Source organism: Paenisporosarcina sp. HGH0030, from assembly GCF_000411295.1.
In the GTDB taxonomy this organism is placed as follows: domain Bacteria; phylum Bacillota; class Bacilli; order Bacillales_A; family Planococcaceae; genus Paenisporosarcina.
Genome location: NZ_KE150424.1, coordinates 20,403 through 45,118, shown reverse-complemented (window position 1 = coordinate 45,118; position 24,716 = coordinate 20,403). Strand labels below are relative to the sequence as shown.

Here is a 24,716-nt window from a genome sequence, read left to right as displayed (position 1 = left end):
TGCATTATTCCGAAATAGATTATTAAGTAATTTTCTTTAACTATAATTATTTTCTAAGCAGGTGAACAGTTATGATAAAAGAATTATTCAATAAAAATACAATGTTTGCAAGAGAACTACTTGCGCTCCAACGCACTTCTTATCAAATCGAAGCTGACCTCATCGGATTTCAAGGCATTCCTGCTCTTTCCGAAACGGCGGAGGATATCGTGAACAGCAAAGAAATTTTCATCGGTTATTACGAAGATGATCAACTTCTTGGGGTTCTCTCCTATGAAGAAAATGAAGACTTCGTTGATATTTGTCGGTTGGTTGTGTCCCCCGCTTCTTTTCGTAAAGGCATTGGACGTCAGCTGGTGAATTACATAGTGGAAGAAATACGGGGTTCGCGTGACGTTGTTGTCTCAACGGGTTTGAAGAATATCCCTGCTGTTACTCTTTATGAAAAGCTGGGGTTCCAGCAAGAGCGGACGATGGAAATTGCACCTGGTGTTCAGATTGTAAATATGCGTTATTGCCGATAGTAAAAAAGCGAAGCGAAAGTGACGACATCACTTCGCTTCGCTTTTTTCATTATTCGATTATGGTGCATCTCAGCAGTGAGCCATGGGTGCAATACTACCATCGTTGGAGTGGTGTCAGTTAGTGAGTTATTGGTAGGAGAAGTATATGAAGGTTTTTCTAATAACTGAATTGTGTAGTTGCGTGTTCGCGGTAAATGACCTCTTTAGTTGACTAGCTAAAGAGGTTTTTTGGGTGCTCTTTAAGTGTTAGGTAAGGACAAAGACACCGACGAGTTCGTCGAGTGGCAGTTGGTGAATACCGTAAGGATCTTCGTATCGTAGGCACTGATTGTTGGCTTCTTTGATGATGCCGCGGTGATAGTGGATTTTGCCGCTCTTCCACGAAGTGAGGCGTGTTTCCATTCGGCTGATGAGTGCGCGTTCGATTTCTTCCTGCATCGTATCGTAATCGAACGCGTCGAGTTCGGGTTTTTTAACCAGATCGTGTTCTTGTTGCCATTCGCGGAGTTGCGCGACGTGCTCTGGCAGCATCATGGCCGTCCATTTGATTTTGCCGCGATCTTTGAGGTCGCCTTGCATTTTTAATCCGCGGTTGATTTTCATCAGATCACGTCCTCTCGTTCTTTTCGAATGACGGGGACGGCTGCTAAGACATTGTCAAAGTAAAAAGTACGCTTTGCCTGCTTTGTAAAACAGTACGCCTGAAACGTGTCATGGTAGGCTTTAATGATTTTCACACGGCGTTTGGTGATATTACCATCCTTCGCTAAATAGACCATTTCCAATATATCGTGCCGCTTCATGATTTTTACGATGTTGTCTTTCATTCAAGCCGCCTCCTTTTTTTCATTATATGCGAACATTTGTTCTTTTAACAATGGTAATTAGAGGAGTTTTTACATAAAACGGTCCAACCCATTTAAAAGTATGTTCCAACCCACTAAAAATAACCCTTCAACTTGAAGTCGAAGGGTTATCGTATATCGTTATTCACCTACATAAAACAGCTTGAACATTATTTCACGTTGCGGCACCTTGAAGGCGTTCGAATTTCTCCAAGAATACTTCTTTGTCATAGCATAGGTTAAATCTATTTTTCGTGTAAAATGAAGGCAGTTAGCCGATGATGATATACGTACGGATTTACCATTAGATGAAAGTGAGTGTGGAATATGCAAAAATGGATTCTTATGATGGGGCTTATGAGTGTGATGCTAGCAGCCTGTTCATCAAATGAAAAGACCGAACACAATGAACACAAAGTAGAGAAATCAACTCAGGAGAGTTCTTCCTCTCCATCTGGAGATTTTTATAAGGAAACAACAAATGTTGAAGTATCTCATATACATGGGATTGGCTACCCTGGTTCCGGCGACGCATTAATGCTCGCCAGCCACCACGGTCCTGTTTTGTATGAAGAAGGAATATGGAAAGAAACAACGGGTGAGAAGCATGATTACATGGGCTTCCAAGCTGTGGCGGACGGCTTTGTTTCCAGTGGTCATCCTGAGCCTGGTTCGAAATATAAGAATCCGCTTGGTCTGCTCAAAAGTACAAATGCAGGCGAGTCGTTTGAGCAATATGCATTCGAAGGTGAAATTGACTTTCACTATTTAGCAGCTGGTTACAATACAGATCGCATCTACGTTTTTAATGAGATGCCAACTGAAAAGTTAGGAAACGGCTTTTATTATTCGGATGATTTAGGTAAGTCGTGGACTACCATGGATATGGGTGGATTTGAAGCTAACATGATGTCCAATATATCTGCACATCCAGATGAACCTGAAACCGTTGCGATTGGTACAGACCGTGGGTTGTACGTATCTAAAGATGCGGGCAAGACATTTTCCCTTGCTACGAAAGGCAAGACAATCACTTATGCCCTGTTAAGCGAACGACAGGCATATATTGCGGAGATAGTAGATAACAAAGTTCAATTGAATCAAATCGACCTTGCGACAAAAGAGGAAAAAGCCATGAACGTTCCAGAACTGAAGAAGGATAATGCGATTATTTACATTGCTGTCAATCCTACTGATGACAATGAAATATCCATCGCAACATTGAAAAATGATGTGTACCAAACAACTGATGGCGGAGCTAATTGGAAACAAATTTTAGCTGCCGGTAGCGTTTCTAAATAAAAGCGATTCACTGTAAAAGCACTTTTCACTAAGCACTAATTGTCTAAAAGGCGTTTAGTCTAGTGTCTGTAGGGAACGATATGGATAACTACTGGATGAAGGTGAGGAGTAAAACGTAAATCCCACTTATGAAGAATGCTTGGAAGCGTATAACGTTTGTTTTGATTCCTGTCTGAAAGAAGACAATGTGAAAATGATGGTGGACTGCATTCGTCTCGACCGGGTATGCGCTGAAGCATGCCGTAACATGGTTGCCTAAAAGATGTGAGAAAGCCAAGCAGGATGAACTTCATTCCGTTTGGCTTTTTTAATGTGAATTTTTATGGTCAACGATGTGACAGACCTTCACGCTACGCTTGCGGCATCTTCCTTTAATTGAAGGTATTATATATCTATCATCGAATCTTATAGAACCGTGACTAAGAAAAAGTAAGGCTTCGCTGAAACATTAACTACATTTCAATATTGTTTTATGCAAGGAGCTTAATATACATGGATGCTTTATTGACTTATTTACATATGCTCCCCCTTCCTGTAGCTGTCTTATTGAGTATTTCCCTCAATATATTAATTGCCATTTCAGGTGTTGTCCCAAGTGCATTCTTGACGGCTGCGAATGTGGCGGTTTTTGGATTTTGGGGAGGTTTTTCAGTCTCACTTATTGGAGAAATTGTGGGGAGTTTAATCGCTTTTGGATTGTACCGAAAAGGATTTCGACATGTTATCGCCGATAAGACCAAGCATGCTCCACGCCTGCAAAAGTTGCTGCATGCTTCACCCAAGGAAGCCTTTTTGTTTGTCATCGGGCTGCGGTTGATGCCATTCGTCCCTTCTGGATTAGTCACTCTTTATGCAGCAGTCGGCACCATGAGTTTTGGGTCCTTTGCAGTAGCCGGCAGTATAGGTAAGTTGCCCGCTCTACTGTTGGAAACTTCCGCTACATACACACTTGTAGAATGGGCACAAGCTGGACAGTATCTTGTCTTCGTGTTGGCATTCGCTTTACTTTTGCATGTATGGAAAAAATTCAATAATTCTCAGAGATGATTGGCTTCATTGCATATATTAACCATATTAACCCTATAATATTTATACTATGAAGAATCTTGCTTGAACAACAAACTAAGATGTTCGTAGACTTGGTCCTTGCCTGAAACATAGATTTATTTATATTATCCAAGACATTGCCCCATTTGCAGACCGTTGTATTACGTATAATACAACATCTCATTATGAAAGGCGGTGTTATCTATGGGATATAATAGCGGCGGATCTTCTTTCGCTTTACTTGTGGTACTTTTCATTTTGTTGATTATTGTCGGAGCTGCTTTTCTTTACTAATTAAAATAATCGCAAGGAAAAGAAAACCACTCTCACAAGCACTCCGAGAGCGCTTTGTAGGCGCTCTCCCCTATTATGAAGAATCGCTTTGGAATTTTTGGACAAGCCCCGTTTCTGAGAACTAACAGAATAAGTAACACCTTAGCTGTTGTTTTCATTCGAGTGCACGAGGGAACATGATGAATAGAGGTGATTGGATGGGAACATTTAAGAGTATTGGAACGAGTTTAACATATGAAGAATATGGATCCGGTGAGCCTCTATTGTTACTGCATGGGTTAACCGGCAATCGCCATATGTTTGATGCGGAAGTAAAAGTATTCAAGAAGTATTTTCGAACAATCGTACTAGATGCACGTGGGCACGGGGACTCCGAGAAACCATCATCGTATACGTTAGATGATCATATCGGCGATGTACTTCGATTGCTTGAACATTTAGGGATTGAAGAAACTTATTTGCTAGGTGTCTCAATGGGTAGCTATATTGCGCAAGGTGTAGCAATTGCTTCACCGGAACGTGTGAAGAAACTGATTTTAGTGGCAACGAAATCCCAAGGGAAAACATCTTCAATGGAAGCCTTGTTTGCCAAACATGCAAAAGAACTTGAAGGAATGGACTTTTCAGAGAAAGTAGTCAAAGTCTCTCCATATATTTTTCATGACCTTAAAGCTGTCGGAAAGTGGAGTCACTATGCTGCTGAAAAGGGTTCACCCTTGACCGCTAACGAGATTGAAGCTGCAAATGAAGCGTTAGAAGGCTTTGATTTCCGTGAGGATTTGTATCGTATAACAGCTGAAACATTGGTCATCAGTGGCGATCATGATGGATTGAATCCGCCTGAAGTGGGACGTGAAACAGCGAAATTGATTCCGAATGCCACGTTTGTGGAGTTCAATCAGTCAGGACATGCGCCTAATGTGGAACAACCCTTGCTGTTCTTGGATTTCGTACTCGAATTTTTAGATCAAAAATAAAACCCAGCTCACACTTTGTGAACTGGGTTAGTCTCTTTAGTTAGAGGGTTTCCGTTTTTTTCGAACAAGTTTGAACAAGTAGTATAACAAGATAGCACTCACTAAAATGACCCAAATCATGGCTTCATCAATTTCCTTTGATACTAGACCAGCGGGAATCAGTGCCAGGATGAAAAAATAAATAAAATTCCCGATGGTCGTGGCAAGAATAAACGGCCAAAACCGAACCGTGCTCAATCCTCCCAATATATTGACCAAACTAGTCGGGACTAAAGGGAAAATCCGCGCTTGGAATACATAAGCAAATCCATTCGCTTCTATTTGTACAAGTAAACCTGGTTTGAATTTTTCAATCAATCTTTCTTGAAACAAGAAGCGGACGGCACAGAAGACGAAGACTGCGGCGATTACACTGGAAATCCAGCTCCATAAAAAACCATCAAAAAATCCAAACAGCGTAATGTTGATGGTAATTACTAATAGTAAAGGAAACACCGTAAACGAATTTTGGAGAATCATGATGACCAGCATAAATATATATGCATAAAGCAGATTATCATCCAAAAAATCTTGAATGCCTTCGACGTCACGATTTACGAGAAGAGTAATGATCTGACGATTTAATAGTAAAAAAATGAGCAGCAACAATAAGCCAGCCCAAACCAACCAGTTTTTATGCGTGAATTTGTTGATCGCTTCTTTCATTCGTCACCCACTTGTATCTTCCTATGGAAATAATTTTATTAATTTTCTTCTATCATACCATGTTTCTTAAAATTGATAGAAATGGGAACTGTAAACATTTCCAGCTAACGCCGTTTTTTATAACAATGAGGCCACACCAATACTCTCCAGAAAACCAGAACAAATGCTTCTGTGGTATGATGGGGAAAAATTCTAAAGTAGAGGTGATATCTTGAAAGCCTATCAATTTCTTGTCACGCTAAATTATGTAAAACCGAAAGTACGGCGTCGCATTATCGTACCTGAGACGCTCGATTTTTATGATTTACATTCGATTATCCAAACCTCAGTCGGATGGACAAATAGTCACTTATTTAATTTCTCCATCGACGATTCCAAGAACAATAAAACGATTCAATTAGTCGGCGATGAAGAATCGGTTTCAGAAAACTTCGGCATGGCCCAATACTATATGAAAAACCCGCCAGAAGAAGGATCGTATGAATTCAGAATGTATCAACGGTTTATCCGTACTCAGCTATTACTCGCACGCGATGTGGATTTGACCAAATACGTCCATGACTCCCCCGTATTTCGCTACATGTATGACTTTGGAGACAGCTGGGACCACGAAGTGGTGCTCGAACAAGTAGTGGATGATTACGCGTATAATTATCCGCAACTGCTCGAAGGCAAAGGTACTTGCCCACCTGAAGATGTGGGAGGTCCGCCTGGATATGACGAATTCAAGCGCGTCATGAAAGACAAAGATGACCCTGAACACGCGGGGATGAAAGCATGGGCAGAAGGTCAAGGGTATCAAAAGTTCAACTTAGCCAAAGTAAATGCCGTCTTGAAAGAAGAATGGTGTGGCCAAATAAAATGAATGAAGCAAGAAACAATCTTGTGTAGTGAACCGTGATTTTTTCCCGGGTCAGTGCCAAAGATGTGCATATGCTAAAGCATCCTTTCTAAAAAGGTGGTGTAAAGCATGGGATACGAATGCTGCAATACTAGCGGTTCTACGTTCACGTTGATTGTTGTTCTCTTCATCTTGTTAATTATTGTCGGTGCGAGTTGTCTATACTAATTTATAGAAATTAACCCTCACATTCGACTATGACGCACGACTCTTTCTTCCCCCATCGTGTGTAATAAGTACAAAAAACCTGACTCCTTACGGGATGTCAGGTTTTATTGTGTGTCTGGAAAGGATGATTTTTTCCGTGTCCAGGCGAATGGACGGAAAGTGACCACGAATGAACGAAAGCCATTGCTGACTGGTCAAAAACTTGGGCTAACTGGATGAAAATCAATCTTGACTGGTCAAAGACCTTTATCAAGTGGTCAAAAAGTAATCAACCTCTAATTAAGCGACTGTTTCCTTCTCGTAAATCGGTACCCAGCCTTCTGTCGTGACAAAGATGCGTACTGCTACAACTTTACGGTCTTCCATCAGCGTAAAGTAGTGCCGAACATTTTCAGGTACAGAGATTAAGTCTCCCGGTTGCAACTCGACATCAAAGAACTCTCCGTCTTCCGATTGAATGACGAAAATGCCATGACCGCTGACGATGAAACGCACTTCATCGTCTTCATGATGGTGCTCTTGTTGGAAATTTTTCAACAGTTGTTCCAAGTTAGGCGTTGATTCAGAGAGTGAAATCACATCCGCTTGCTGGTAGTTGCGTCGCTTGGAAATGTCAGCAATTTCGATTCCGAATGCGGATAGAATCTGTTGTTTTTCTTCATCTGTTAAATTGAATTTTTCACGAAGTTCGGTTGGAAGCTTCTCGATGGCCCATTTTTCGTAAATAACTTCATTGCTGTTCAAAAAGGCGATGACTGCTTGCTCTTCTTCAATGCGTTCGTTGTTTGCGTGTTTGCGAATGTATGCCATTTTTAATAACTCCCCACTACATGTTTTATAGTTGCTATTTTCACTTGGTACGAGAATAAAAATTCCCATGCTTCCAAATATTTTTTCGCTTCAAAAGCGTCTTTGCCCCACACCGTGATGCCGTGATTTTTAATCAGGATTGCTCCCGTGTCCCCTGTTACATAACGATCAAATTGTTCAGCAAGTGTCGGGATATGCGCGACATTTGGAATGATCGGAATGCTGACTTTGGCATCTTGTTCCCAGGAACCGAGTGCTTTAATAATTTCATTTCCGGTGAAATCGATATGTGTATCATGTTTATACAGTTCTGTGATGACATTGTTGTCAATCGTGTGCACATGAAGGACACAACCGGCATTTGTTTTGTTATAAATCTTAGCGTGGAGTAACGTTTCGGCCGATGGCTTTGACATCGTTTCCTCCAATTTTTCACCAGTTGCATCAACCAGTAAAAAGTCATGATCCGTGAATTTCCGTTTGTCCTTACCAGATGCTGTAACGAGGAATGTAACCGGTTCATTCGTTACCTTAATCGATAAATTACCACTCGTGCCGTAGAACCAATCGCGGTCTGCGAGTTCTTTTTTTATGGCCGCAAGCTCGTTCCAACGGGAAAAGTAATTGCTCATGTGCGTACCTCCAATTGCTTTAAAATGTGAATCACATCTGTAAATGTTTCAAATGGCTCAAAAGGAATATCGAGTTCTTCGCACTTTTCGATGAGGAAGTCCCGCGCTATAACTTTGTGTGCCAGTTTGGCTGCTTGCAAATCGGTAATGGAATCACCGATGACGATTTTGTAAGTGTTGTCGTCACTCAGTTTGCGGATAATGGATGGTTTACAACAACCACAGCCATTCGAGCAATGTTTATCGCATGTATGAGGCCAGTTGATTGTGATGGTTTCTCCAGAAAAATCTGCCACGTTGCAGTAAATACGGTCGTCTTCTATATGTTCCTTTACGAGTGGCTTAACAAAGAAATCAATGCCTCCAGATACAATAAAGAGTGGAATCTTCTGTGCTTTCGTATAGGCCACAAAATCCTCAAATCCTTCTCGAATTTGTGCCTGTTCCAATACAAATTGGGTAATTTCATCTTTTTGGTCGGTTGATAGCAAGTTGAAGAGTTGTGTCACGCCTTGTTGAATGGTTATTTGTTGGCCGAGAATCTGATCTTTAATCGGCTCCCACTCGGGGGGTGCGAATTTTTTCATGATGGCCATAATGTTATCTTTCGTGGTAATCGTGCCATCAAAATCACAAAATATAACGGGTTGTGTCATCGTACTTTGTCACCCCACAATTCCAGTGCTTGTTGCAGTTCTGCATTTGTTTGCGCAGCCTCTGATAAGGTCTTCCTTGAAAGAGTTGCATCAACCGCTTGCCTGAATGCTTTGCCCCCCGCCGCAGAACCTGCTGGATGTCCGTGCACCCCGCCACCTGCATTGATGACGGAATCAATACCAAAGTCTTCAATCAGTTGCGGCACCATGCCCGGATGAATTCCGGCTGAAGGCACTGGCAAAGAGGTCTTTATCAAACCAGGAACCTGGAGTGCGTCAGCAATTTTTAGTGTTTCTGATTTTTCCAAGGCCACACTGCCATACGGTGAAGGAAATAACGAGAAATCCGCCCCGGCAAGTCGCAATAATTTACCCAGTGCGAGGTGGTTTGAGAGACCATACTTTCGGGATGGAGTGAATGCTCCCGAAACGGCTGGGTGTGCCATTATCGGAATCGCAATTTCTGGATCTTCAGCTAAACTTTGCAGTGTATCCAATCCGTATGCATAAACATTAAACAGCAACATATCTGCCCCTAGCTCTGTCGCATGTCTTGCTTTGTCTCTTAAGTCGAATGTACGTCCTGTCAAATTCACTGCGTAACGTGTGCGGTGACCTGTCTCCGAGAGAACATGCTCGAGTACTTCACGTCCTTTTACAATCCGTTGTTCAAAAGGCGTCGACTCGTTTTCGAATAAAATTTCATCATCTTTCACAAAATCCACACCACCGCGTGCTTGGTGTTCCAGTTGTGTCAGTAAAAAGTCCAAATCTTTCCCGAGTATGCCTTTAAAGATACTCATGACAAATGGTCGTTCTTGCACGCCTGTCAGTTGTCGTATGCCTTCTGTGCCGAATTTCGGCCCTGGAAAGTGTCCCGTTAATTCCGGACTGAACTCCAAATCAATTAATTTGATTTCCCCGTCCAGTGATAACTTGCCAAAAGTCGTCGTTAAAATGGCTGGCAAATCAGGACTGAAATTCGCCGTGGGGTATGCAATGCGAATAATTCCTTTCGTTCTGCTTTCTAATTGACTATTTTCTTTTTCGACAGATACAACGCGTCCCTTATGTTTCTTCAGTTGCTGTTGTTCCAGTTGTGGTAAGTCGGTCCATGATCCGACCGTCAAGCCAAGTGCGATGCCTTCTGCTTTTTTTTCTAAATTTTCTTCTATGCTATGGACTAAATAAGTCGCGACTACTTCACTCAATGTCTCCACCTCTTTAGGGAAAATAAAAAACCTCTTCACAAAAAAGAAGAGGTTAGTAGTTGAACTAACATCCTCTTATCTGTCAGCTACTGCTGCAAGAATTAGCACCGTGCCTACTCGCGTAAGTCGGTTGCCGGGTTTCATAGGGCTAGTCCCTCCACCTGCTCTTGATAAGAAAAATGTAGATATGATATTTTTTTAAAATCTAAATTGGATTATGACAGGGTGCAAAATACTTGTCAACACAATTTTCTAATAAATTAAAATATATTGCTTTTTATATGTGTAATAAAGCTATGCTATGTTTGCCGGGAAATAGATATGACAGTCCTAAGAAATAAATTTCAAACCGACAGCCGCTCCTAACACCATGGCAATAAACAGCATGCGCAACCATGTTTTAGGCTCCCCGTATAAAATCATGCCTAAAATCGCTCCACCTGAAGCACCAATACCTGTCCACACTGCGTATGCCGTACCCATCGGAAGGGTTTCCATGGCGAGTGCAAGGAACAGGAAGCTTGCCAAAAAGCTTGCGAACAATCCGCTAATGGACTTCCAATTGCGACTTTTATGCACTTGACTGATCATCGCCACACCTGTCATTTCAAACAATCCAGCAATGACTAAGAATATCCACGCCATTAGGATCCCACCTCTTCCTGTTCTTTTGTCACCAGCTTAAGCCCGACAACCCCAATTAACAGAAGTGCAATCAAGGCAATTTTTGCGATACTAAATGATTCCCCGAAAAAGAGGATATCCGCAATCACTGTACCAGCTGTACCAAGTCCGACAAACACTGCATACACGGTTCCAACAGGAAGTGTTTTCCCTGCCATAATCATTAAATAGAAACTCACCGAAATAGCAATTGCCGTGCCCAACCATGTCCAGATATCATCCGCATGCTTGAGACCAATTACCCAAAACACTTCAAAAAATGCTGCTATGAAGACTTTCATCCATTCTTTATTCATGAAAACATACTCCTTTTCCAAATCAAAATAAGCCCGAGAGATAAACGTATCATACGTCATCTCCCAGGCTTTTATCCTTCCGTGTATCTTTGCGTGTGTGCAAAGCGTTTTCTCTTGGACCAGACCAAACCGGTTGTTTGCGGAACCCTAGAAAACTTGGCCGCCATTGTGAAAATGGCGCTTTATGCATTTATTAATTCCATGGCTAGAATAAACTATATTTTACAGAGAGTCAAACGATGCGCTCGCTTTAAAGAAACAGTTGTAACAATTGGAAGTAAATGTAATACTCAATGGTAATATATTTGGTTGTTGCGGAAGGAGAATCACAATGAAAACCTTCAAAAATAAGATCATTATTTTGATCATGTCCATCGTCATTTTCGTCATTTTTTATCAGTTACTTGGTTTTTTTGCAGGTAATCTACTTCCTACCTCTCCGCTTGGTACGATGATTGGATTGATCATTCTTTTTCTTCTCATCCCGATTTCGTATCTGTCAGCGTATGGAGTGGTAAAAGTTATTAAAGATATGTAAATTCCCGCATAAAGGATTTTTTAAACAAGAAAAAACTCTCCATAAGAAATGAGAGTATTAAAGAGAATCCATTTATTTATATATGATTGCGTTTAGTTAATTCCAAGGTGTCTGTGATGAATTTAATTGAGAAAATCTCTTTTCTTGTGCTCTTAGAGTGGACTTACTTATGAAGTCCATAAATCGCATCAAAGATATTTTTTTCCAAGGTCTTCGTTGAATTTCCACGTTAATGACTCTCCTTTTAAATCGCATTTTTTATTTTTCCTTTATCTAGCTTTTAGAGGTATTCGTTGTCGTTTATGAAATGGAAATGTGGCAATGGTTCCCGCGACTCCACTGATGGCTAAAAACGAAAGGATTGCGATAGGTAAAGCTTTCTTTTTCAAACGTGTTTGACTCATGTAGGACCTCCTTGGATTTGAGCTTGCACCTTTAGTGTAGTAGATGAATATGAAGAGGATGTGAATTACATGTTAAGACATTATTTAGAAAATGAGCTTTTAATGCGAAGTTATAAGAAATCAGCTGGTAACCTCTCCTTTTTCAAATGAATTTTGTTGGCTTCAATACAAGCACATCGAACTTTCGTGGTAAACTACTACTAGCATTTACCGTGTGAAACGAGGTTTTACTTATGATTCGAACATTTGGAGTTACCGCTGATAGCCAATTAGAAATGGACTTTCCTTTAGAAGATCTACATAAAAAGTCATTCGACTGGTACTGGATTGATTTTGACAAACCATCAGCCACTGAATGGGCTTTGCTTGATTCGTTCTTTCATTTCCATCCACTGGCGATTGAAGATTGTTTACACCGCTTGCAGCGCCCGAAAGTCGATTACCACGATGGATATCATTTCTTTGTCGTCCATACGCTGAATGAAGAGACACTCGAAGCAGAAGAATTGGATTTATTCGTTGGAAAGAATTTTGTTGTTACTTTTCATCATAATACCGTTCAAGAATTGGACTTGGTTCGAGAAAAATTGCAACGCGATGCCTCCTTCTGGGAACGTGGAGCGATTTATGCGATGTATCAAATTCTCGACAAAGTGGTTGATTCCTACTTTCCACTTGTGTACAAGATTGAGGACCATTTGAACGAAATTGAAGATCAGATGACGTTTGATATGAAGCATTTTTCGATGGATACTGTCTTTGAAATGCGCAGTGACTTGTTATGGTTGCGCCGAACGATTTTGCCGATGCGTGATTTGATGTACCGAGTTTTAAACTCGAGTCGTTTTAACCTTCAACAGCACGAACATTCCTACTTTGCGGATATTTCTGATCACCTCGTCAAACTGACAGAAATTGTGGAGTCAAACCGAGAACTTACAGCGGATATTCGAGATAGCTATATGGCAATGAACTCCAATCGAATGAACCGAATCATGATGATTTTAACGATTGTATCCTCCATTTTCATTCCACTAACATTTGTAGCAGGGGTATATGGCATGAACTTTGAAAACATGCCGGAACTCGAGACGAAATACGGCTACTTTTTCGCTTTAGGCGGAATGGCACTTATCGGATTGTTAATGTTCGCCTGGTTTAAATACAAAGGCTGGCTGAATTTATTCAAATCATAATGAAAACCATCTCCCGAAAAAAAGGAGATGGTTTTTTATTTGATCGGTTTCCAGTTCATATGAAGAACTCAATTTCAGAAAATTTTTGGGGACTGCTAAAAAGCTATAGAGTGATGGCTGTTCCAAGGCTTAATCCATTAACTTCACTTATTGTCCATAAAAAAAAGGAGCTTTACGCTCCTTAAATCGGCTGAATTATTCTTCGCCTTCTTCAGTGTTTTTGTTTTCAGAATCTACTTCGTCCTTCTGGTCACCATCATTGACACCATTATCCTGGTCAACTCCGTCACCACAACCTGCTAAACCACCCAAAACGATTCCACCTACTAGACTACTTGCTAATAATGTTTTTTTCCAATCTGCCATGTTAGTTTCCTCCTCATATTTTGTGTTAGTTGAATGTTTCTAATGTTCTAATTCAAATTTACCCCTATACAAAACATATAAACCTCATCCGTGAATGTTAATCGAAATAGTCATTTGTTCTTTCTTTTTAAGTTGAACAATAAAACAGCTCAACAGATTCCTGCTGAGCTGTTTCTTTTATGCCTTTCCATCCGTCAGAAAAGGTTCATACATAGTAATGGCATGGTTTTCAGTAATGAACTCGTCATCGATTCGTTCTCCGAAACGGTTGAAGACTTCACGGTATATCGTGTTGTGACGTACGTACCCGCCCCATTGTTCTAATGTGAACCAATGCTCTTTTTCATAAACATTGTAGGTCGTCAACGAAGGTTGTGTCGATCGCCATTCGCCTACCAAAGATTGATCGGTTACGTAAATGATTAGTTGGTAAGGTTCATTCGTTTCATTTTTAATCTGCAGGTCCAAATAGTTATATGCACAAGTTGCCCCGCTTCCAAAAGGTTGGCTGCGCTTGGAATCCGGAAATACATCGTAACTGTGACGGTAGCGTTCAGTTACTTGAAGTGGAGTGTGCAACGTCATCCAGTAAATTAAATTGGATAATTGGCACAGTCCGCCGCCGGGACCAGATCGCACTTTTCCATAATGTAGAATCATGCCGTCAAGATAACCTTTCCGCCTCGTCGTTTTTCCAATTGTCTTCCAGTAGGAAAACGTTTCACCTGGCTGAACGACGATTCCACTTACCTTTTTGGCTGCAATCCTCAAATTCTTAACTTTATTATATTGCAGTTGCATGTCCACATCTTTTAACTGACGCAGCAACGGTGTCTTGTGTTTGAAAACTCGATATTCCAGTGATTCATTTCGCTTATTTTTTGCGTACTTTTTTTCATCCAGTACCCATTCAGCATATCGTTTCAGCCGATAAGCTTTAGTTCCCATCCATATACGGGAAGCACTTCTCTTTTTCGGTTTAAGAGATTGCAATTTAATGCTCCTTTCAATTTTAAAATCATTTTAATCGATATCAATGTATTCATCTATTACGTTATTCTCTACCAGGGAGTTAAATCCTTTTTTCTGGAAATATGAACTCGCCCCAACTGGATGCTTTGGGGTACTTCAAAGCCATGGAGAGAGATTAAAAATCACACTTTGAGGGAACCGTCGTCTCAGCGCAAGTTAACTTGACTCTGAGACCTATCTGAGCGATAAATAGTCTAGTTTGAGCGATAAACTCGATTTTTGATCAATAAATGGTTCAGTTTGAGCGTTAAATTTTTCACAAACTTTCACATTACACAAAAAAGCTCACCCTCAGTCTGAGAGCGAGCTTTCCATTTATTATAATTCAATGGTTTCAGGTGGTTTTCCACTTTTGTTCATAAGACGAACGCTTTCTGGTTTTACAACCAATATCACTAAGTTCGGGTCTTCTGGACCTTCGAACCAATTTTTCATATGGTCGTTCCAAATTTTTTCTTTCAAACTTTCGTCTTTACTTTCACTTACTTTGCCTTCAATCTCTAGGAATGCATCCCCGAAGCCTTCCCCGTCATAGCCAATCAAAATATGTGTATATGGATTGGCTTCAATGTCTTCAACTTTATGCGTGTTTTTATTGGTTGGCGTAAATAAAGTGAATTCTTCATTGAAGAAAGTCATATATCTTGAGTGTGGTTTATTATTTTTAATCGTTGCCATCGTGCCAGTACGACTTTCTTTTAAAATATTCAATGCTTGTTGTTTACTCACTCTTAATCAGCTCCTTTCCTGAAAGTATTCCTTTCAGTTCAGCCAATTAAACATGACAATGCGCTGTTATTCCGCTAAATATTGGTAAATCTTATCGTCATCAACATTCGCTGTTCCACGTCCATCTCGATTGTTTGAGACGAAGTACAACTCCTCACCATTTGAAAATACATCTCTTATTCGTCCATAGCCTGTAATTTTATCCTCTAATTCACCAGACTCGGGATTAATGACGAGAATCCCTTCTCCTCGCAAAGCTGCAACATACAATTTCCCTTTATGAAACGCCATGCCAGAAGGAGCCCATGTGACGTTTGCGCCTGAATGAAGCCATGGACTCACAAATCCTTCTCGTTCTTCATTACCTTCAATTAATGGCCAACCATAGTTACTGCCCGGTTCGATTTTGTTTATTTCATCATTTGCAGATTGTCCATGTTCAGAAGCAAATAAAACGCCATCATCCGACCAAGCGAGGCCTTGAGGATTGCGATGACCCAGACTAACGGTTTCCCATTGATTGTTTGCATTTAAACGGATAATTTTCCCGTTTTTAGAATCGGGATCTTGGGCAAGTTGTGGATTTGACGCATCCCCAATCGTTGCATACAACAACTGATCAGGACCGATTTCAAGTCGACCTCCATGATGGACATTGCCGGTTGAGATTTCGTCTAAGTGTATGGCGGTTTCTTTCCAAACTTCACCTTCTAATTTCAATGTGACAATACGATTGAATGGACCATTTCCCGCATCGTAATTGTAATAGGCAAATGCTGTTTTTGTTTCTTCGAACGTCGGTTTCAGGACAAATCCAAGCAAACCCGCTTCAGAAACTGTCGCTAAAGGCGTGGTAAAATCTACTTTTTGATGTTCGACAGTGCCATCCGCTTGAATATAGGCAATCGTGCCGACCCGTTCAGATATGTAAAAGTCCTTCCCAGACTGGTTGATGGACCAAGGGACTTGAAGATTTTTAGCTACTTCTTTAATTAACTCTGGTTCTTCAGAGTTGTTTTGTTCAAATATTCCACACCCACTTAACAGAAGAAGGCATGAGGTGAAGATTACCCATCGCTTCATGACCAATCACCTCTTTACTCTTTCTTACAATTATACTGAAAATTTAGCCTTTTTATCTAGAGATTCGTTGCGACAATTTGTATAATCAACGCTATCGTTACAATGCGTAATAAAGGTTTCACATATTCTTTTTTCAATTTACGAGCTAGATGCACCCCGATTTGCGCACCACTTACCGAGCCCAACAATAGTGCAATGGTTACCGCCCACATAATTTTCCCCGTCGCTATGTACATTAATGCCGCTCCGAAACAACTTGAAAAAATTGCAATGCGGGCTAGTCCAACAGCCCGAATATAAGAAATGCCTAGATGAGATAGCACGTACATCATCAATGTGCCAGATCCCGGTCCAAACACCCCATCGTATAGACCGATGCCAAATAGACCGACCCCACTTTTCTTACTAACGACAAGCGGACGATTTCCTTCAAAATCACTCGATCCCATAAATGAAGTAAGCAATGCGAAACTCAGGAGGACAACGGCGATTATTGTCAACGTGCTTTCTGTTAGAAAGGACGCGATTAATCCTCCTGTTATTCCCCCACCAAGACAAAGCGGAACGATGATGAATGCTTCTTTGACAGTAACTTCTTTATACTTATAGATCACGATGAAACTAGATAAGGAGCTGACTGTATTCGAGACCTTATTTGCGCCAATGGCTGAGTGTACCGGTATTCCCATTAATAACATGGCCGGTAAACTAATTAAGCCACCGCCTCCAGCCAAAGTACCCAGCACATTTGCAATCAAACCTATTAAAAATAACCAAATGTAATCCATGAGCTACCTCTTTATCAAGTTAGTATGTTGATGCGAGTTGGAGAAGGGTATTTCATATAGTAATGACCTAGAAATTATAAATAATAACAAAAAAGTTGCTCTCATTACTCGAGGGCAACTATTTTTATTTTAATAATGAATGAAATGTCTTCAAGAGCAATACTTGAAAACCATGTATCAACTAAACGAGAGCACCCAAAAATCTAAAATTTTCTTTTAATCTAATGCTCTTTTTAATCGTAAAGAAGTGTGAGAACTTGTCAATTCGGAATCATTTGCAGGCTCTTCTTTAACGAAAATGAATCCTTTTGCTTTATAAAATGGGATTCCTTTGTCATTTTTCTTTTCCACCGAAACCCACTGTTCCGTGGCATTATACTCTTCTTGTTGTAGTCGGGTATAAGCTTCCAGTAATTGTGATCCAATTTTCTTGTTCCGCTTCTCTGGATGCAAATAAAGCACGTAAATTTCTGCTATTTTGGAGTTGGTCATACCCCCACCGATTGCCCCGACAATTTCCCCTTCAACCTCAGCCACATAGTAACCATTCCATTTTTTCGACAAATCACTGATTTCCTTCAAGATTCGTTTAGGAGTATAGTATCTATCAATGATATGTTCAATCTCTTGCTTCGTATATATATCCCCATATGTAAACCATTGACCTTTCGTACAGACCTTGGTAATTCCATCCTCATCCCCGGGCCTTGCTCGGCGTATGATTGTATCTGGTACATATAGATGCAGCGCATATTGCTGACCTTTTGAACCTATGTAACGACGTCCCTCGTCTTTGAAACCAGCCTTTAAATAAACATGTCTAGCAGCTTCGTTGCGTTCATTGACCCCAAGTACCACTTCGTCGAATTGCGGAAAATGCCGATGAATAAAAGTTGGAAGAGCATGTATCGTTTTCACTGCAATTCCTTGACCTTGAGATTCCGGATGAATGGAAAATCCCCTTAATAAAATAGAATTCGGGTTGTCAGTATAAAAGAAACGGTCATTTCCGGTATCCAGGACAAAGAACCCAACGATATGATTCCCTTCCAAGATGGTGACGGGAGTTCTGGAATAATTGTCGTTTTTCAGCAGCTCTAATGGATGTGCCGTAAACTCAAGCTGGTCGGGAGGTAACGGGTAAAATTGGAATGCTTGTTGATGATCTGGATTATAAGGTACAAGCGTAATGCTTTGTGGCATGATGAAAATCTCTCCTTCTTAAGTTGTCGATCGAGTTATTTTATTGAACTCGATTTTAACGTAACCACGACTATTTCAGGCAAGTTAAACAGGCGTATCGGAATGACGCTATTTCCAAGTCCTCGACTGACAATCAATTTAGATGACCCACCTTCATGAATGCCTGCTGTATATTTTGGAAAGTAACCTTGACCAGGTGCAACAAGGCCACCAACGAATGGGATACGGAACTGACCGCCATGTGCATGTCCGGAAAACGTTATATCCATTCCTGCATCTATATAAGATTGAAAATCTTCTGGGCGATGGGCAAGGAGAATTGAAAAAGCGTCATTCGGAACATTGGAAGAATCAATCATTTGTGAAGCTGTCGCACCATTTAATGGGTCTTCTATCCCTGTTAAGGATATCGACATTCCGTCACGTGTTATGTTCACGGTTTCATTGGATAACACGTGCACGCCACGAGTGGTGAGTTCCTCTTTTATATGTTCCACATCATTCGTTGCCACTTCATGATTTCCTGTCACGTAGTACACGTTTGTTAATTCCACAATTTCCTCGATGAGCGCAAGACTGTTGGGTAAATCATAGCGATTGCTATCAATCAAATCCCCAGTAATGACAATCATATTTGGCCTTGCCTGTTTAATTTTATTCACTAACCGCTGTTGATTTTCACCAAAAGTAGCATCATGTAAATCTGAAATTTGCACAATCCGATATCCATCAAAAGATGAAGGAATCTCAGAAGATTCTACGGTATGATTCGTAACGCTGAGCCAGTTGTTATTCACATATAAGAAGCCAATCAGACAAGCGACGGCAATGATACCTTTCAATAGTTTTCGAAACATGTAAAACTCCTTTTAATAAGCAAGACCCACTCGAACGTTTATAAACTGAGGATCCAGCAATTCTTTGTAAGCGAACTCAGCAGTGTCCCCTACAGATATTTCAACGCCATCTTCAGGTAAAAAGTTCCGTTTGGTTCTCCACTGACCCGTCGCCTTTCCATCCGGTAAATAGGTTGGGCAGACAACTGTCCATTCCAGATTCGTTGCAGCAAGCTGTTCATAAGCCTTTGCATGCTCTTCTGCCGCAAAGGTTAAGCGACGTTTTGATTCAGTTGACTGAAAGCGGTACGCTTCAGGGTTGGTACGACTTTGCAAAATCCCTGCCGTGCCGATTGTGACGATGCGTTTTATTTCTTCTTTTTGCATGGCTTCAATAATAAGCGGGATTGCATCTGTCAGTGTTGTAGTTTTATCAGTACCAATTGCACTAAACACGGCATCCGCACCTTTAATCGCTTCACTCACCGATTGTTGTTCTCGGATATCGCCTTCTAGAATCGTTAAATTTTCATGAGGCGTTAGTTTGGATGGTGTGCGTACAAGGACCCTCACAAGATGACCGTCTTCGAGAGCACGTTGTAAGATTTCATTTCCTACACGACCTGTCGCACCAAATATCGTAATGTTCATGGAGATTCCCCCAACTATCGTTTTCTTTTAGCATAAAGGAATGCGAATGGTCTGGCTAATGATTCAACCAAGTAGTCTCTAACACTGTATACGGAAGCCTGGCGTTTTATAACGTGGTACAACTCAGGCTTTTTCCGAAGGTCTAAATTTTCATAATCCAGGTCATAATCAAACGGCATGGCAGAATCACTACTTTTCTACCTGATACCCGTTATTTAGGTGCTACAATCTCTAATTTTATCCGGTCCGGATCTTCAAAAAATACAGCGTACGTATGATTGCCTCCTGCAAAGGGATGACGATCTTTATATAGAATGTTTACGCCACGCTTTATCAATTCTTCCGTCAGAGCATCCACTTGCGTGCGGGACTCCCCATGAAATGCGAGGTGGTTTAAACCTGTACGGCCTCGGTGGAATGACGCATCCGCATGCTTCTCCTCTGTTTGTACAAAAACTAGATATGTATGATTGACCTTATAACTAAATCCTTTATCCCATTGTTGATAGAGTTCATAGCCTAGCATCGGCAATAGAAAGTCATAAAAGGCGCGGGATTGCTGTAAATTGGAGACATTCATTTCTATGTGATGCAACATGCTTACCCTCCTTTTTTTCTCTATTTCACAAAACATAAAGAGTCTTTCCTAAAGAATACCACAGCAGGATTTCCACTCGTTCTGTCGAATTGAAAAAGGAGGGATTGGAGGAATTACATATGAAAAATTTATCGATTGAGTCCATTGGTCAAATTGCCGTCAATGTAAAAGACGTGTCTCGAGCTGTCGCTTTTTACAGAGATGTAATCGGCTTGCCGTTACTGTTCGAAACAGATGGACTGGCGTTTTTCCAATGTGGAGAAACACGTTTGTTATTGAGTTTGCCGGAGAAGAAAGAGTTTGACCACCCAAGCTCCGTGCTGTACTTCAAAGTGAAAGAATTGAATTCAACAGTGAGCACCATGAAAGAAGCGGGAGCAGATTTTATTGATGAACCCCACATGGTTGGAAAAATGGGCGATATTGAAATCTGGATGGCTTTCTTCAAAGATGGCGAAGGCAATACACATGCTGTTATGAGTGAAATTTAAGCAACGAACCCTTCCAAAGCTTCAGCGTGGAAGGGTTTTTCTTTTCAAGAGGAGGCGTAGCCTTCTCCCATTTAAGGTTTTGTCCATTCAATATGAGTTTTCGTCCAATCGGAGCAGGTTTAATGAGATGTCCATTGTATAATTGCTCTAACAATTGAGAACAAAAAACTCAATCACGCTTCAATTTTCATCAGATCCAACGGCGTGACAATACCGACCAGCCCATCTTTGTCAGAAATCAGCAATGCTTCGAGTCTTTTTCCTTTTGCCATTGCTTCTTTAAAAAGTTCTTCCGCTTCAAAAATCGACATCTCCCGTGGGACGAAAAGATGATTTTCTTTCTTTTTTTCATGTTGAAGAGTGGATTCGATGGTCATTTCCCAGGAAATATCCTCTTTTTCGACATGATTTGCAAGCCAGAAGGTAATTCCCACCGCAGTTAATAGGCCTACAAAAACATTACCTTGATATACGGGTATTTGGGTAAATTGTTTATCTCTTATCATGACTAAGGCATCAAGTAACGTGTCTTGCGCTTGGAGTGTGCTTACTTTTCGTGCAAACATTTCTCCTACGGTAACTGGTTTTGCCAGTGCTTCATCAATTGCTTCAAGAGCTTGTACAATTTCATCATGGGGTTCAGCAATAGCATACTCTGTTGAGGTTTGATGATGGACGATGGCATTTCGCAGTGTGGCATATTCTTTTAAATCCTCTTCAAATCGTCTGACAACGGCATTCTTCCGTTTCGAAAGCTCAACTAATTTATAAAATGACAGATGATCATTGGTGCCAATAATGTCTTTCATCGAATGTTCAATGCGATGAAAAGCCGTCAAAAAGCGATTGGAATTCCGAATTGATTGCTCGGCCTGTTGTGTTTTATCCATTTTGCATTCCTCCCGTTCGCAACTCTTTCTACATAGTTTGCTTATTTTCCTGTCGTTCTATTACAATTACTGTAAGAAGAGGTGTTGAAATTGGAAAACCTATTAAATTGTCCTTATTGCAATCCGCAAAAGGATTCTAAACAGCGTATTGTGTTTGAAAATGAATATTGCCAGTACTTACAACATCCCAATCACCAAACCATTTTAGAAGGCAGTGGACTAATCGTTCCAAAAATCCATCGACAAACGGTTTTTGATTTAACACAGGAAGAATGGAACGCTACATATGAATTGATGCAACAAGTGAAGTCCTATGCGGACGAGAACTACTCACCAGACGGATACACACTAGGCTGGAATGTTGGAGACGCTTCAAACCAATCGATTCCGCATGCGCATTTTCATATTTTGCCTCGTTTTGCAGACGAACCTTATGCTGGAAAAGGCATTCGTGCATGGTTCAAATCGGAAGAAAATCGCAGACCCGGAAAATAACATGTATATCGGAATTTTCTCGAATGGTCAGGTTGGAAATTAATAAATGGTCAAAATCCCCTTCGAGTCAGAAACCACTTCACACTCGACAAAAACGTTACACGACTGACAAAATACAAAACCTATTTTATTAAAATACATATTTCACTCCTGTATGAGCAACCTAAGCTGAAAACAAAAATCAGGTGAAACAGGAGGTAAAAGTTTGTATATGAAATCTATATTATTAGTCGTTTTGGCTATGTTTATGCTTGCTGGTTGTGGAACGGATAAAGGTACTTCCATCGGTACTCAACAGGGACCAAGTGATCAAGATAAAGACTTCGTACCTGGAGAGAATAAAACAGATGGTGAAGAACCAACGATGGACAAATCAGATATACCAGATGCTGATGGTGCAGCTGACGATAACGACCAAAAATAAGCCTACAAAAAAATCCCTCTCCATATTAATTTGGAGAGGGATAACTTTTACACTTTTGTTTTTGATGCGTTGCGTTTTGACATCCATACACCAAACATCATCAACGCGATAATAGCCACAATCGTGATCACCATGCTCCACCAGAAATCGCCTGAGTCTGGTGAACCTGTCAACCACTCCGTTGCATAAATAGACAGCTTCCAAGGTGATATGGTCCAGTAAGCTCCAAGTAAAGAGTCTGCAATTTGAACAAGTAAGACCAGTAATAATGATACACCTGCAGCACCACCTGTAGGTAACCATGCACTCATAGCCAAAACGATTGTCACAACAAATAAAATCCATACACTATAAGTGCCTGCAAAAGCTAAGAAATCAACTGCTTCGATTTTGCCGAATAACAACCCTGTGTAATACCAGCTCGTCAACAATCCTAGCCATACGCTCACTAGCGCAATTAAGCCTACAACTTTCCATTTGCTCAAAAAGTAATTTATATAAGAAATCGGTCGTACGTAAATAAGCGTTCCTGTTCCATTTTTACGCTCGCGAGAAATGGTACCCATGAATGCCAATACTAATACGAGCATGCCGATGAATTGGTATTGCCCCATTGTCGCCATGATGACTTGAGCGGGCGTGAAATCCGGCATTGGGAAGACGGAGCCTTCAGGCATATTCCCTACTGCGTCGAGTATTTGCGGCAAATAATAACTTGTCAGCGGCTCGGACAATCCGAAGAAAATAAAGACTAGAGGTACCCATAAAAATTTATAGTTGCGTGTATTTTCACGCCACTCTTTTTGAAAAAGTACGATTAATTCCCTCATGCCTTCCCCGCCACCTTCATAAAGATTTCTTCTAAGTTCGCTGTTTGTCGCTCCGCTTTCTGGACATCCAGTCCACTTTCCGCCAACGACTTCAACACTTCCGCCATTGTCGGCAATCCTTGAGTAATGTGAATGGTACCGCAAGTGCCTTCCACTTGTACTTTCCATGGAGCACTTTCTGAATAAATGAGGGCATCTTCTGCTCGGCCAAATTCCAAGCGGTATCTTGGTTGATCATATTTTGCACGCACATCGCCAATCGAACCTTGTTCGACCAATTGTCCTTTTCGTAAAAACAACAATTGATCCGTCATTTCTTCCGCATCATTTAAAATGTGTGTCGAGTACAAAATGGTCATGTCTTGTTGCAAGCTTTTTAATAGATTCATAATCTCGCGTCTTCCAACGGGATCCAGCGCAGATACGGGTTCATCCAATAATAAGAGCTTTGGTTTATGAACAATGGCCTGTGCTAATCCAAGACGTTGTTTCATTCCGCCGGAGAAAGTGCCCGTTTTTTTCCGTAGTGCGTCTCCAAGTCCTACGAACTCCAGTGTTTTTTGTGCTTCAAGCTTGGCAGACCGTGAGTCCATCCCACTTAATTTCGCCGCCATTTCAGTAAATTCCAGTGCTGTCAGCCACGAAAAGAATTGTGGATATTGAGGCAGGAAACCAATATGTTTTCTTACGTCCGCATGTTTTTCCCCATTCAGTGAAATGGTACCGGATGTTGGTTGTAATAACCCACCAAGCATGGATAAAGTCGTCGTTTTACCGGCTCCATTTGGTCCGATTAATGCCGTAGATGTGCCTTCTCCCAGCGCAAAAGTCACATCATTTACAGCTCGCTCTGAGCCGTATATTTTCATTAAATGATTAGCTTCTAAGATTGTCGTCATGCTTGTTTTCTCCCTGCAATAAAGTATGTAATAGGTCCAAAAATACTAATGAAAATAATAACCAGTACCCAGACCCATTTAGGTCCGTTTGTTTGATGTATTTTTGCTAAATCGATAAGTGCAACTACCAGTAAAATAAATTGAATGATAAATATCGGTGTGATAATACCCCAAGGCACCCCTTGTAATTCCTCCATTTTCTCCCACTCCT

Annotated in this window: 35 protein-coding genes and 2 riboswitches; of the genes, 12 read left to right on the top strand and 23 right to left on the bottom strand. The window is 40.9% G+C overall.

All coding sequences use genetic code 11. The features are described 5' to 3' along the window. The first annotated feature begins 71 nt into the window (after positions 1–71). The gene (locus HMPREF1210_RS16415; RefSeq protein WP_016429824.1) at positions 72–524 is read left to right on the top strand and encodes an N-acetyltransferase; all 453 of its coding nucleotides are present in this window, start codon (positions 72–74) and stop codon (positions 522–524) included. Positions 525–770: 246 nt separating this feature from the next. Here HMPREF1210_RS16415 and HMPREF1210_RS16410 read toward each other — a convergent pair whose 3' ends face one another. After that, positions 771–1,127, bottom strand: coding sequence for a YolD-like family protein (locus tag HMPREF1210_RS16410; RefSeq protein ID WP_016429823.1), 357 nt, complete (start codon positions 1,125–1,127; stop codon positions 771–773). Then, the gene (locus HMPREF1210_RS16405; RefSeq protein WP_016429822.1) at positions 1,127–1,351 is read right to left on the bottom strand and encodes a hypothetical protein; all 225 of its coding nucleotides are present in this window, start codon (positions 1,349–1,351) and stop codon (positions 1,127–1,129) included. The genes HMPREF1210_RS16410 and HMPREF1210_RS16405 overlap by 1 nt, the downstream gene beginning before the upstream one ends. 345 nt (positions 1,352–1,696) lie before the next feature. Between HMPREF1210_RS16405 and HMPREF1210_RS16400 the strand changes: the two genes are divergently transcribed. From HMPREF1210_RS16400 to HMPREF1210_RS16390, 4 genes are all read left to right on the top strand, one after another. After that, positions 1,697–2,671 carry a F510_1955 family glycosylhydrolase gene (locus HMPREF1210_RS16400; RefSeq protein ID WP_016429821.1) on the top strand — a complete coding sequence of 325 codons (975 nt, stop codon included), beginning with the start codon at positions 1,697–1,699 and terminating at the stop codon, positions 2,669–2,671. A 492-nt stretch (positions 2,672–3,163) separates the two neighbouring features. Then, on the top strand, positions 3,164–3,718 hold the full coding sequence (locus tag HMPREF1210_RS16395) for a TVP38/TMEM64 family protein (protein WP_016429820.1): 555 nt from the start codon (positions 3,164–3,166) through the stop codon (positions 3,716–3,718). Positions 3,719–3,922: 204 nt separating this feature from the next. Beyond that, complete coding sequence (locus tag HMPREF1210_RS17870) at positions 3,923–4,012, top strand: YjcZ family sporulation protein (protein WP_016429819.1); 90 nt, start codon at positions 3,923–3,925, stop codon at positions 4,010–4,012. Positions 4,013–4,191: 179 nt separating this feature from the next. After that, the gene (locus tag HMPREF1210_RS16390) at positions 4,192–4,989 is read left to right on the top strand and encodes an alpha/beta fold hydrolase (protein WP_016429818.1); all 798 of its coding nucleotides are present in this window, start codon (positions 4,192–4,194) and stop codon (positions 4,987–4,989) included. Between the two features lie 36 nt (positions 4,990–5,025). On the opposite strand, the gene HMPREF1210_RS16385 is transcribed toward HMPREF1210_RS16390, so the two are convergent. After that, positions 5,026–5,694, bottom strand: coding sequence for a TVP38/TMEM64 family protein (locus tag HMPREF1210_RS16385; RefSeq protein ID WP_016429817.1), 669 nt, complete (start codon positions 5,692–5,694; stop codon positions 5,026–5,028). A gap of 211 nt (positions 5,695–5,905) precedes the next feature. Here HMPREF1210_RS16385 and HMPREF1210_RS16380 point away from each other — a divergent pair, with 211 nt between their 5' ends. Together HMPREF1210_RS16380 and HMPREF1210_RS17865 are read left to right on the top strand one after the other, a co-directional pair. Further along, positions 5,906–6,559, top strand: a complete 654-nt coding sequence (locus HMPREF1210_RS16380) for a plasmid pRiA4b ORF-3 family protein (RefSeq protein ID WP_016429816.1) — start codon at positions 5,906–5,908, stop codon at positions 6,557–6,559. A gap of 105 nt (positions 6,560–6,664) precedes the next feature. Further along, positions 6,665–6,763 (top strand): YjcZ family sporulation protein, encoded by a 99-nt coding sequence (locus HMPREF1210_RS17865; protein WP_081637846.1) that lies wholly within the window; start codon positions 6,665–6,667, stop codon positions 6,761–6,763. Between the two features lie 279 nt (positions 6,764–7,042). Here the strand turns inward: HMPREF1210_RS17865 and HMPREF1210_RS16375 are convergent, their stop codons facing one another. The 6 genes from HMPREF1210_RS16375 to HMPREF1210_RS16350 all read right to left on the bottom strand — a co-directional run bounded on the left by HMPREF1210_RS16375 (position 7,043) and on the right by HMPREF1210_RS16350 (position 11,052). After that, positions 7,043–7,573, bottom strand: a complete 531-nt coding sequence (locus tag HMPREF1210_RS16375) for a cupin domain-containing protein (RefSeq protein ID WP_016429815.1) — start codon at positions 7,571–7,573, stop codon at positions 7,043–7,045. A gap of 2 nt (positions 7,574–7,575) precedes the next feature. Then, complete coding sequence (locus HMPREF1210_RS16370) at positions 7,576–8,205, bottom strand: methylthioribulose 1-phosphate dehydratase (RefSeq protein ID WP_016429814.1); 630 nt, start codon at positions 8,203–8,205, stop codon at positions 7,576–7,578. Then, the gene (locus HMPREF1210_RS16365) at positions 8,202–8,861 is read right to left on the bottom strand and encodes a 2-hydroxy-3-keto-5-methylthiopentenyl-1-phosphate phosphatase (protein ID WP_016429813.1); all 660 of its coding nucleotides are present in this window, start codon (positions 8,859–8,861) and stop codon (positions 8,202–8,204) included. The genes HMPREF1210_RS16370 and HMPREF1210_RS16365 overlap by 4 nt, the downstream gene beginning before the upstream one ends. Next, positions 8,858–10,072 (bottom strand): 2,3-diketo-5-methylthiopentyl-1-phosphate enolase, encoded by a 1,215-nt coding sequence (locus tag HMPREF1210_RS16360; protein ID WP_016429812.1) that lies wholly within the window; start codon positions 10,070–10,072, stop codon positions 8,858–8,860. The genes HMPREF1210_RS16365 and HMPREF1210_RS16360 overlap by 4 nt, the downstream gene beginning before the upstream one ends. Before the next feature lie 72 nt (positions 10,073–10,144). After that, a riboswitch (SAM riboswitch) is annotated at positions 10,145–10,249 on the bottom strand. A 153-nt stretch (positions 10,250–10,402) separates the two neighbouring features. Next, positions 10,403–10,717 carry a multidrug efflux SMR transporter gene (locus HMPREF1210_RS16355; RefSeq protein WP_016429811.1) on the bottom strand — a complete coding sequence of 105 codons (315 nt, stop codon included), beginning with the start codon at positions 10,715–10,717 and terminating at the stop codon, positions 10,403–10,405. Continuing rightward, positions 10,717–11,052 (bottom strand): multidrug efflux SMR transporter, encoded by a 336-nt coding sequence (locus HMPREF1210_RS16350; protein ID WP_016429810.1) that lies wholly within the window; start codon positions 11,050–11,052, stop codon positions 10,717–10,719. Before HMPREF1210_RS16350 ends, HMPREF1210_RS16355 begins: the two co-directional genes overlap by 1 nt. A gap of 58 nt (positions 11,053–11,110) precedes the next feature. After that, positions 11,111–11,214: riboswitch (guanidine-I (ykkC/yxkD leader) on the bottom strand. 169 nt (positions 11,215–11,383) lie between these two features. On the opposite strand from HMPREF1210_RS16350, the gene HMPREF1210_RS16345 reads away from it, so the two are divergent. After that, a complete protein-coding gene (locus HMPREF1210_RS16345) occupies positions 11,384–11,590 on the top strand; it encodes a hypothetical protein (RefSeq protein WP_016429809.1) in 207 nt (68 codons plus the stop codon). Between the two features lie 269 nt (positions 11,591–11,859). On the opposite strand, the gene HMPREF1210_RS18540 is transcribed toward HMPREF1210_RS16345, so the two are convergent. Further along, complete coding sequence (locus HMPREF1210_RS18540; protein WP_016429808.1) at positions 11,860–11,994, bottom strand: hypothetical protein; 135 nt, start codon at positions 11,992–11,994, stop codon at positions 11,860–11,862. Between the two features lie 233 nt (positions 11,995–12,227). On the opposite strand from HMPREF1210_RS18540, the gene corA reads away from it, so the two are divergent. Further along, positions 12,228–13,190 (top strand): magnesium/cobalt transporter CorA, encoded by a 963-nt coding sequence (gene corA / locus HMPREF1210_RS16340; RefSeq protein WP_016429807.1) that lies wholly within the window; start codon positions 12,228–12,230, stop codon positions 13,188–13,190. Positions 13,191–13,385: 195 nt separating this feature from the next. Here the strand turns inward: corA and HMPREF1210_RS18280 are convergent, their stop codons facing one another. From HMPREF1210_RS18280 to HMPREF1210_RS16295, 9 genes are all read right to left on the bottom strand, one after another. Next, positions 13,386–13,556: a hypothetical protein gene (locus HMPREF1210_RS18280; RefSeq protein ID WP_016429805.1), complete on the bottom strand. Its 171-nt coding sequence runs from the start codon at positions 13,554–13,556 to the stop codon at positions 13,386–13,388. Positions 13,557–13,733: 177 nt separating this feature from the next. Next, a complete protein-coding gene (locus HMPREF1210_RS16335) occupies positions 13,734–14,555 on the bottom strand; it encodes a VanW family protein (RefSeq protein ID WP_036660393.1) in 822 nt (273 codons plus the stop codon). 351 nt (positions 14,556–14,906) lie between these two features. After that, positions 14,907–15,317 (bottom strand): pyridoxamine 5'-phosphate oxidase family protein, encoded by a 411-nt coding sequence (locus tag HMPREF1210_RS16330; protein WP_016429803.1) that lies wholly within the window; start codon positions 15,315–15,317, stop codon positions 14,907–14,909. 66 nt (positions 15,318–15,383) lie between these two features. Next, on the bottom strand, positions 15,384–16,400 hold the full coding sequence (locus tag HMPREF1210_RS16325; protein ID WP_016429802.1) for a sorbosone dehydrogenase family protein: 1,017 nt from the start codon (positions 16,398–16,400) through the stop codon (positions 15,384–15,386). 56 nt (positions 16,401–16,456) lie between these two features. After that, the gene (locus HMPREF1210_RS16320; RefSeq protein ID WP_016429801.1) at positions 16,457–17,188 is read right to left on the bottom strand and encodes a sulfite exporter TauE/SafE family protein; all 732 of its coding nucleotides are present in this window, start codon (positions 17,186–17,188) and stop codon (positions 16,457–16,459) included. 216 nt (positions 17,189–17,404) lie between these two features. Further along, positions 17,405–18,391 carry a GNAT family N-acetyltransferase gene (locus HMPREF1210_RS18275; protein ID WP_016429800.1) on the bottom strand — a complete coding sequence of 329 codons (987 nt, stop codon included), beginning with the start codon at positions 18,389–18,391 and terminating at the stop codon, positions 17,405–17,407. Between the two features lie 35 nt (positions 18,392–18,426). Further along, entirely contained in the window at positions 18,427–19,248 is an 822-nt protein-coding gene (locus HMPREF1210_RS16305) for a metallophosphoesterase (RefSeq protein WP_016429799.1), read from the bottom strand. A gap of 12 nt (positions 19,249–19,260) precedes the next feature. Beyond that, positions 19,261–19,878, bottom strand: coding sequence for an NAD(P)-dependent oxidoreductase (locus HMPREF1210_RS16300; RefSeq protein ID WP_016429798.1), 618 nt, complete (start codon positions 19,876–19,878; stop codon positions 19,261–19,263). Positions 19,879–20,089: 211 nt separating this feature from the next. Beyond that, positions 20,090–20,476, bottom strand: a complete 387-nt coding sequence (locus tag HMPREF1210_RS16295; RefSeq protein ID WP_016429797.1) for a VOC family protein — start codon at positions 20,474–20,476, stop codon at positions 20,090–20,092. A gap of 119 nt (positions 20,477–20,595) precedes the next feature. On the opposite strand from HMPREF1210_RS16295, the gene HMPREF1210_RS16290 reads away from it, so the two are divergent. After that, the gene (locus HMPREF1210_RS16290; protein WP_016429796.1) at positions 20,596–20,967 is read left to right on the top strand and encodes a VOC family protein; all 372 of its coding nucleotides are present in this window, start codon (positions 20,596–20,598) and stop codon (positions 20,965–20,967) included. 173 nt (positions 20,968–21,140) lie between these two features. Here the strand turns inward: HMPREF1210_RS16290 and HMPREF1210_RS16285 are convergent, their stop codons facing one another. Then, positions 21,141–21,857: a CBS domain-containing protein gene (locus HMPREF1210_RS16285; protein WP_016429795.1), complete on the bottom strand. Its 717-nt coding sequence runs from the start codon at positions 21,855–21,857 to the stop codon at positions 21,141–21,143. A 90-nt stretch (positions 21,858–21,947) separates the two neighbouring features. Between HMPREF1210_RS16285 and HMPREF1210_RS16280 the strand changes: the two genes are divergently transcribed. Beyond that, entirely contained in the window at positions 21,948–22,352 is a 405-nt protein-coding gene (locus HMPREF1210_RS16280) for an HIT family protein (RefSeq protein WP_016429794.1), read from the top strand. Between the two features lie 211 nt (positions 22,353–22,563). Beyond that, a complete protein-coding gene (locus tag HMPREF1210_RS16275) occupies positions 22,564–22,776 on the top strand; it encodes a hypothetical protein (RefSeq protein WP_369758250.1) in 213 nt (70 codons plus the stop codon). Between the two features lie 47 nt (positions 22,777–22,823). Here HMPREF1210_RS16275 and HMPREF1210_RS16270 read toward each other — a convergent pair whose 3' ends face one another. Genes HMPREF1210_RS16270 through HMPREF1210_RS16260 form a run of 3 tightly spaced genes read right to left on the bottom strand, consistent with a single transcriptional unit; the run spans position 22,824 to position 24,702 of the window. Next, positions 22,824–23,606 (bottom strand): ABC transporter permease, encoded by a 783-nt coding sequence (locus HMPREF1210_RS16270; RefSeq protein WP_016429792.1) that lies wholly within the window; start codon positions 23,604–23,606, stop codon positions 22,824–22,826. Next, positions 23,603–24,505: an ABC transporter ATP-binding protein gene (locus HMPREF1210_RS16265; protein ID WP_016429791.1), complete on the bottom strand. Its 903-nt coding sequence runs from the start codon at positions 24,503–24,505 to the stop codon at positions 23,603–23,605. The genes HMPREF1210_RS16270 and HMPREF1210_RS16265 overlap by 4 nt, the downstream gene beginning before the upstream one ends. Further along, on the bottom strand, positions 24,502–24,702 hold the full coding sequence (locus tag HMPREF1210_RS16260) for a PLD nuclease N-terminal domain-containing protein (RefSeq protein ID WP_016429790.1): 201 nt from the start codon (positions 24,700–24,702) through the stop codon (positions 24,502–24,504). Before HMPREF1210_RS16260 ends, HMPREF1210_RS16265 begins: the two co-directional genes overlap by 4 nt. Positions 24,703–24,716 lie beyond the last annotated feature (14 nt).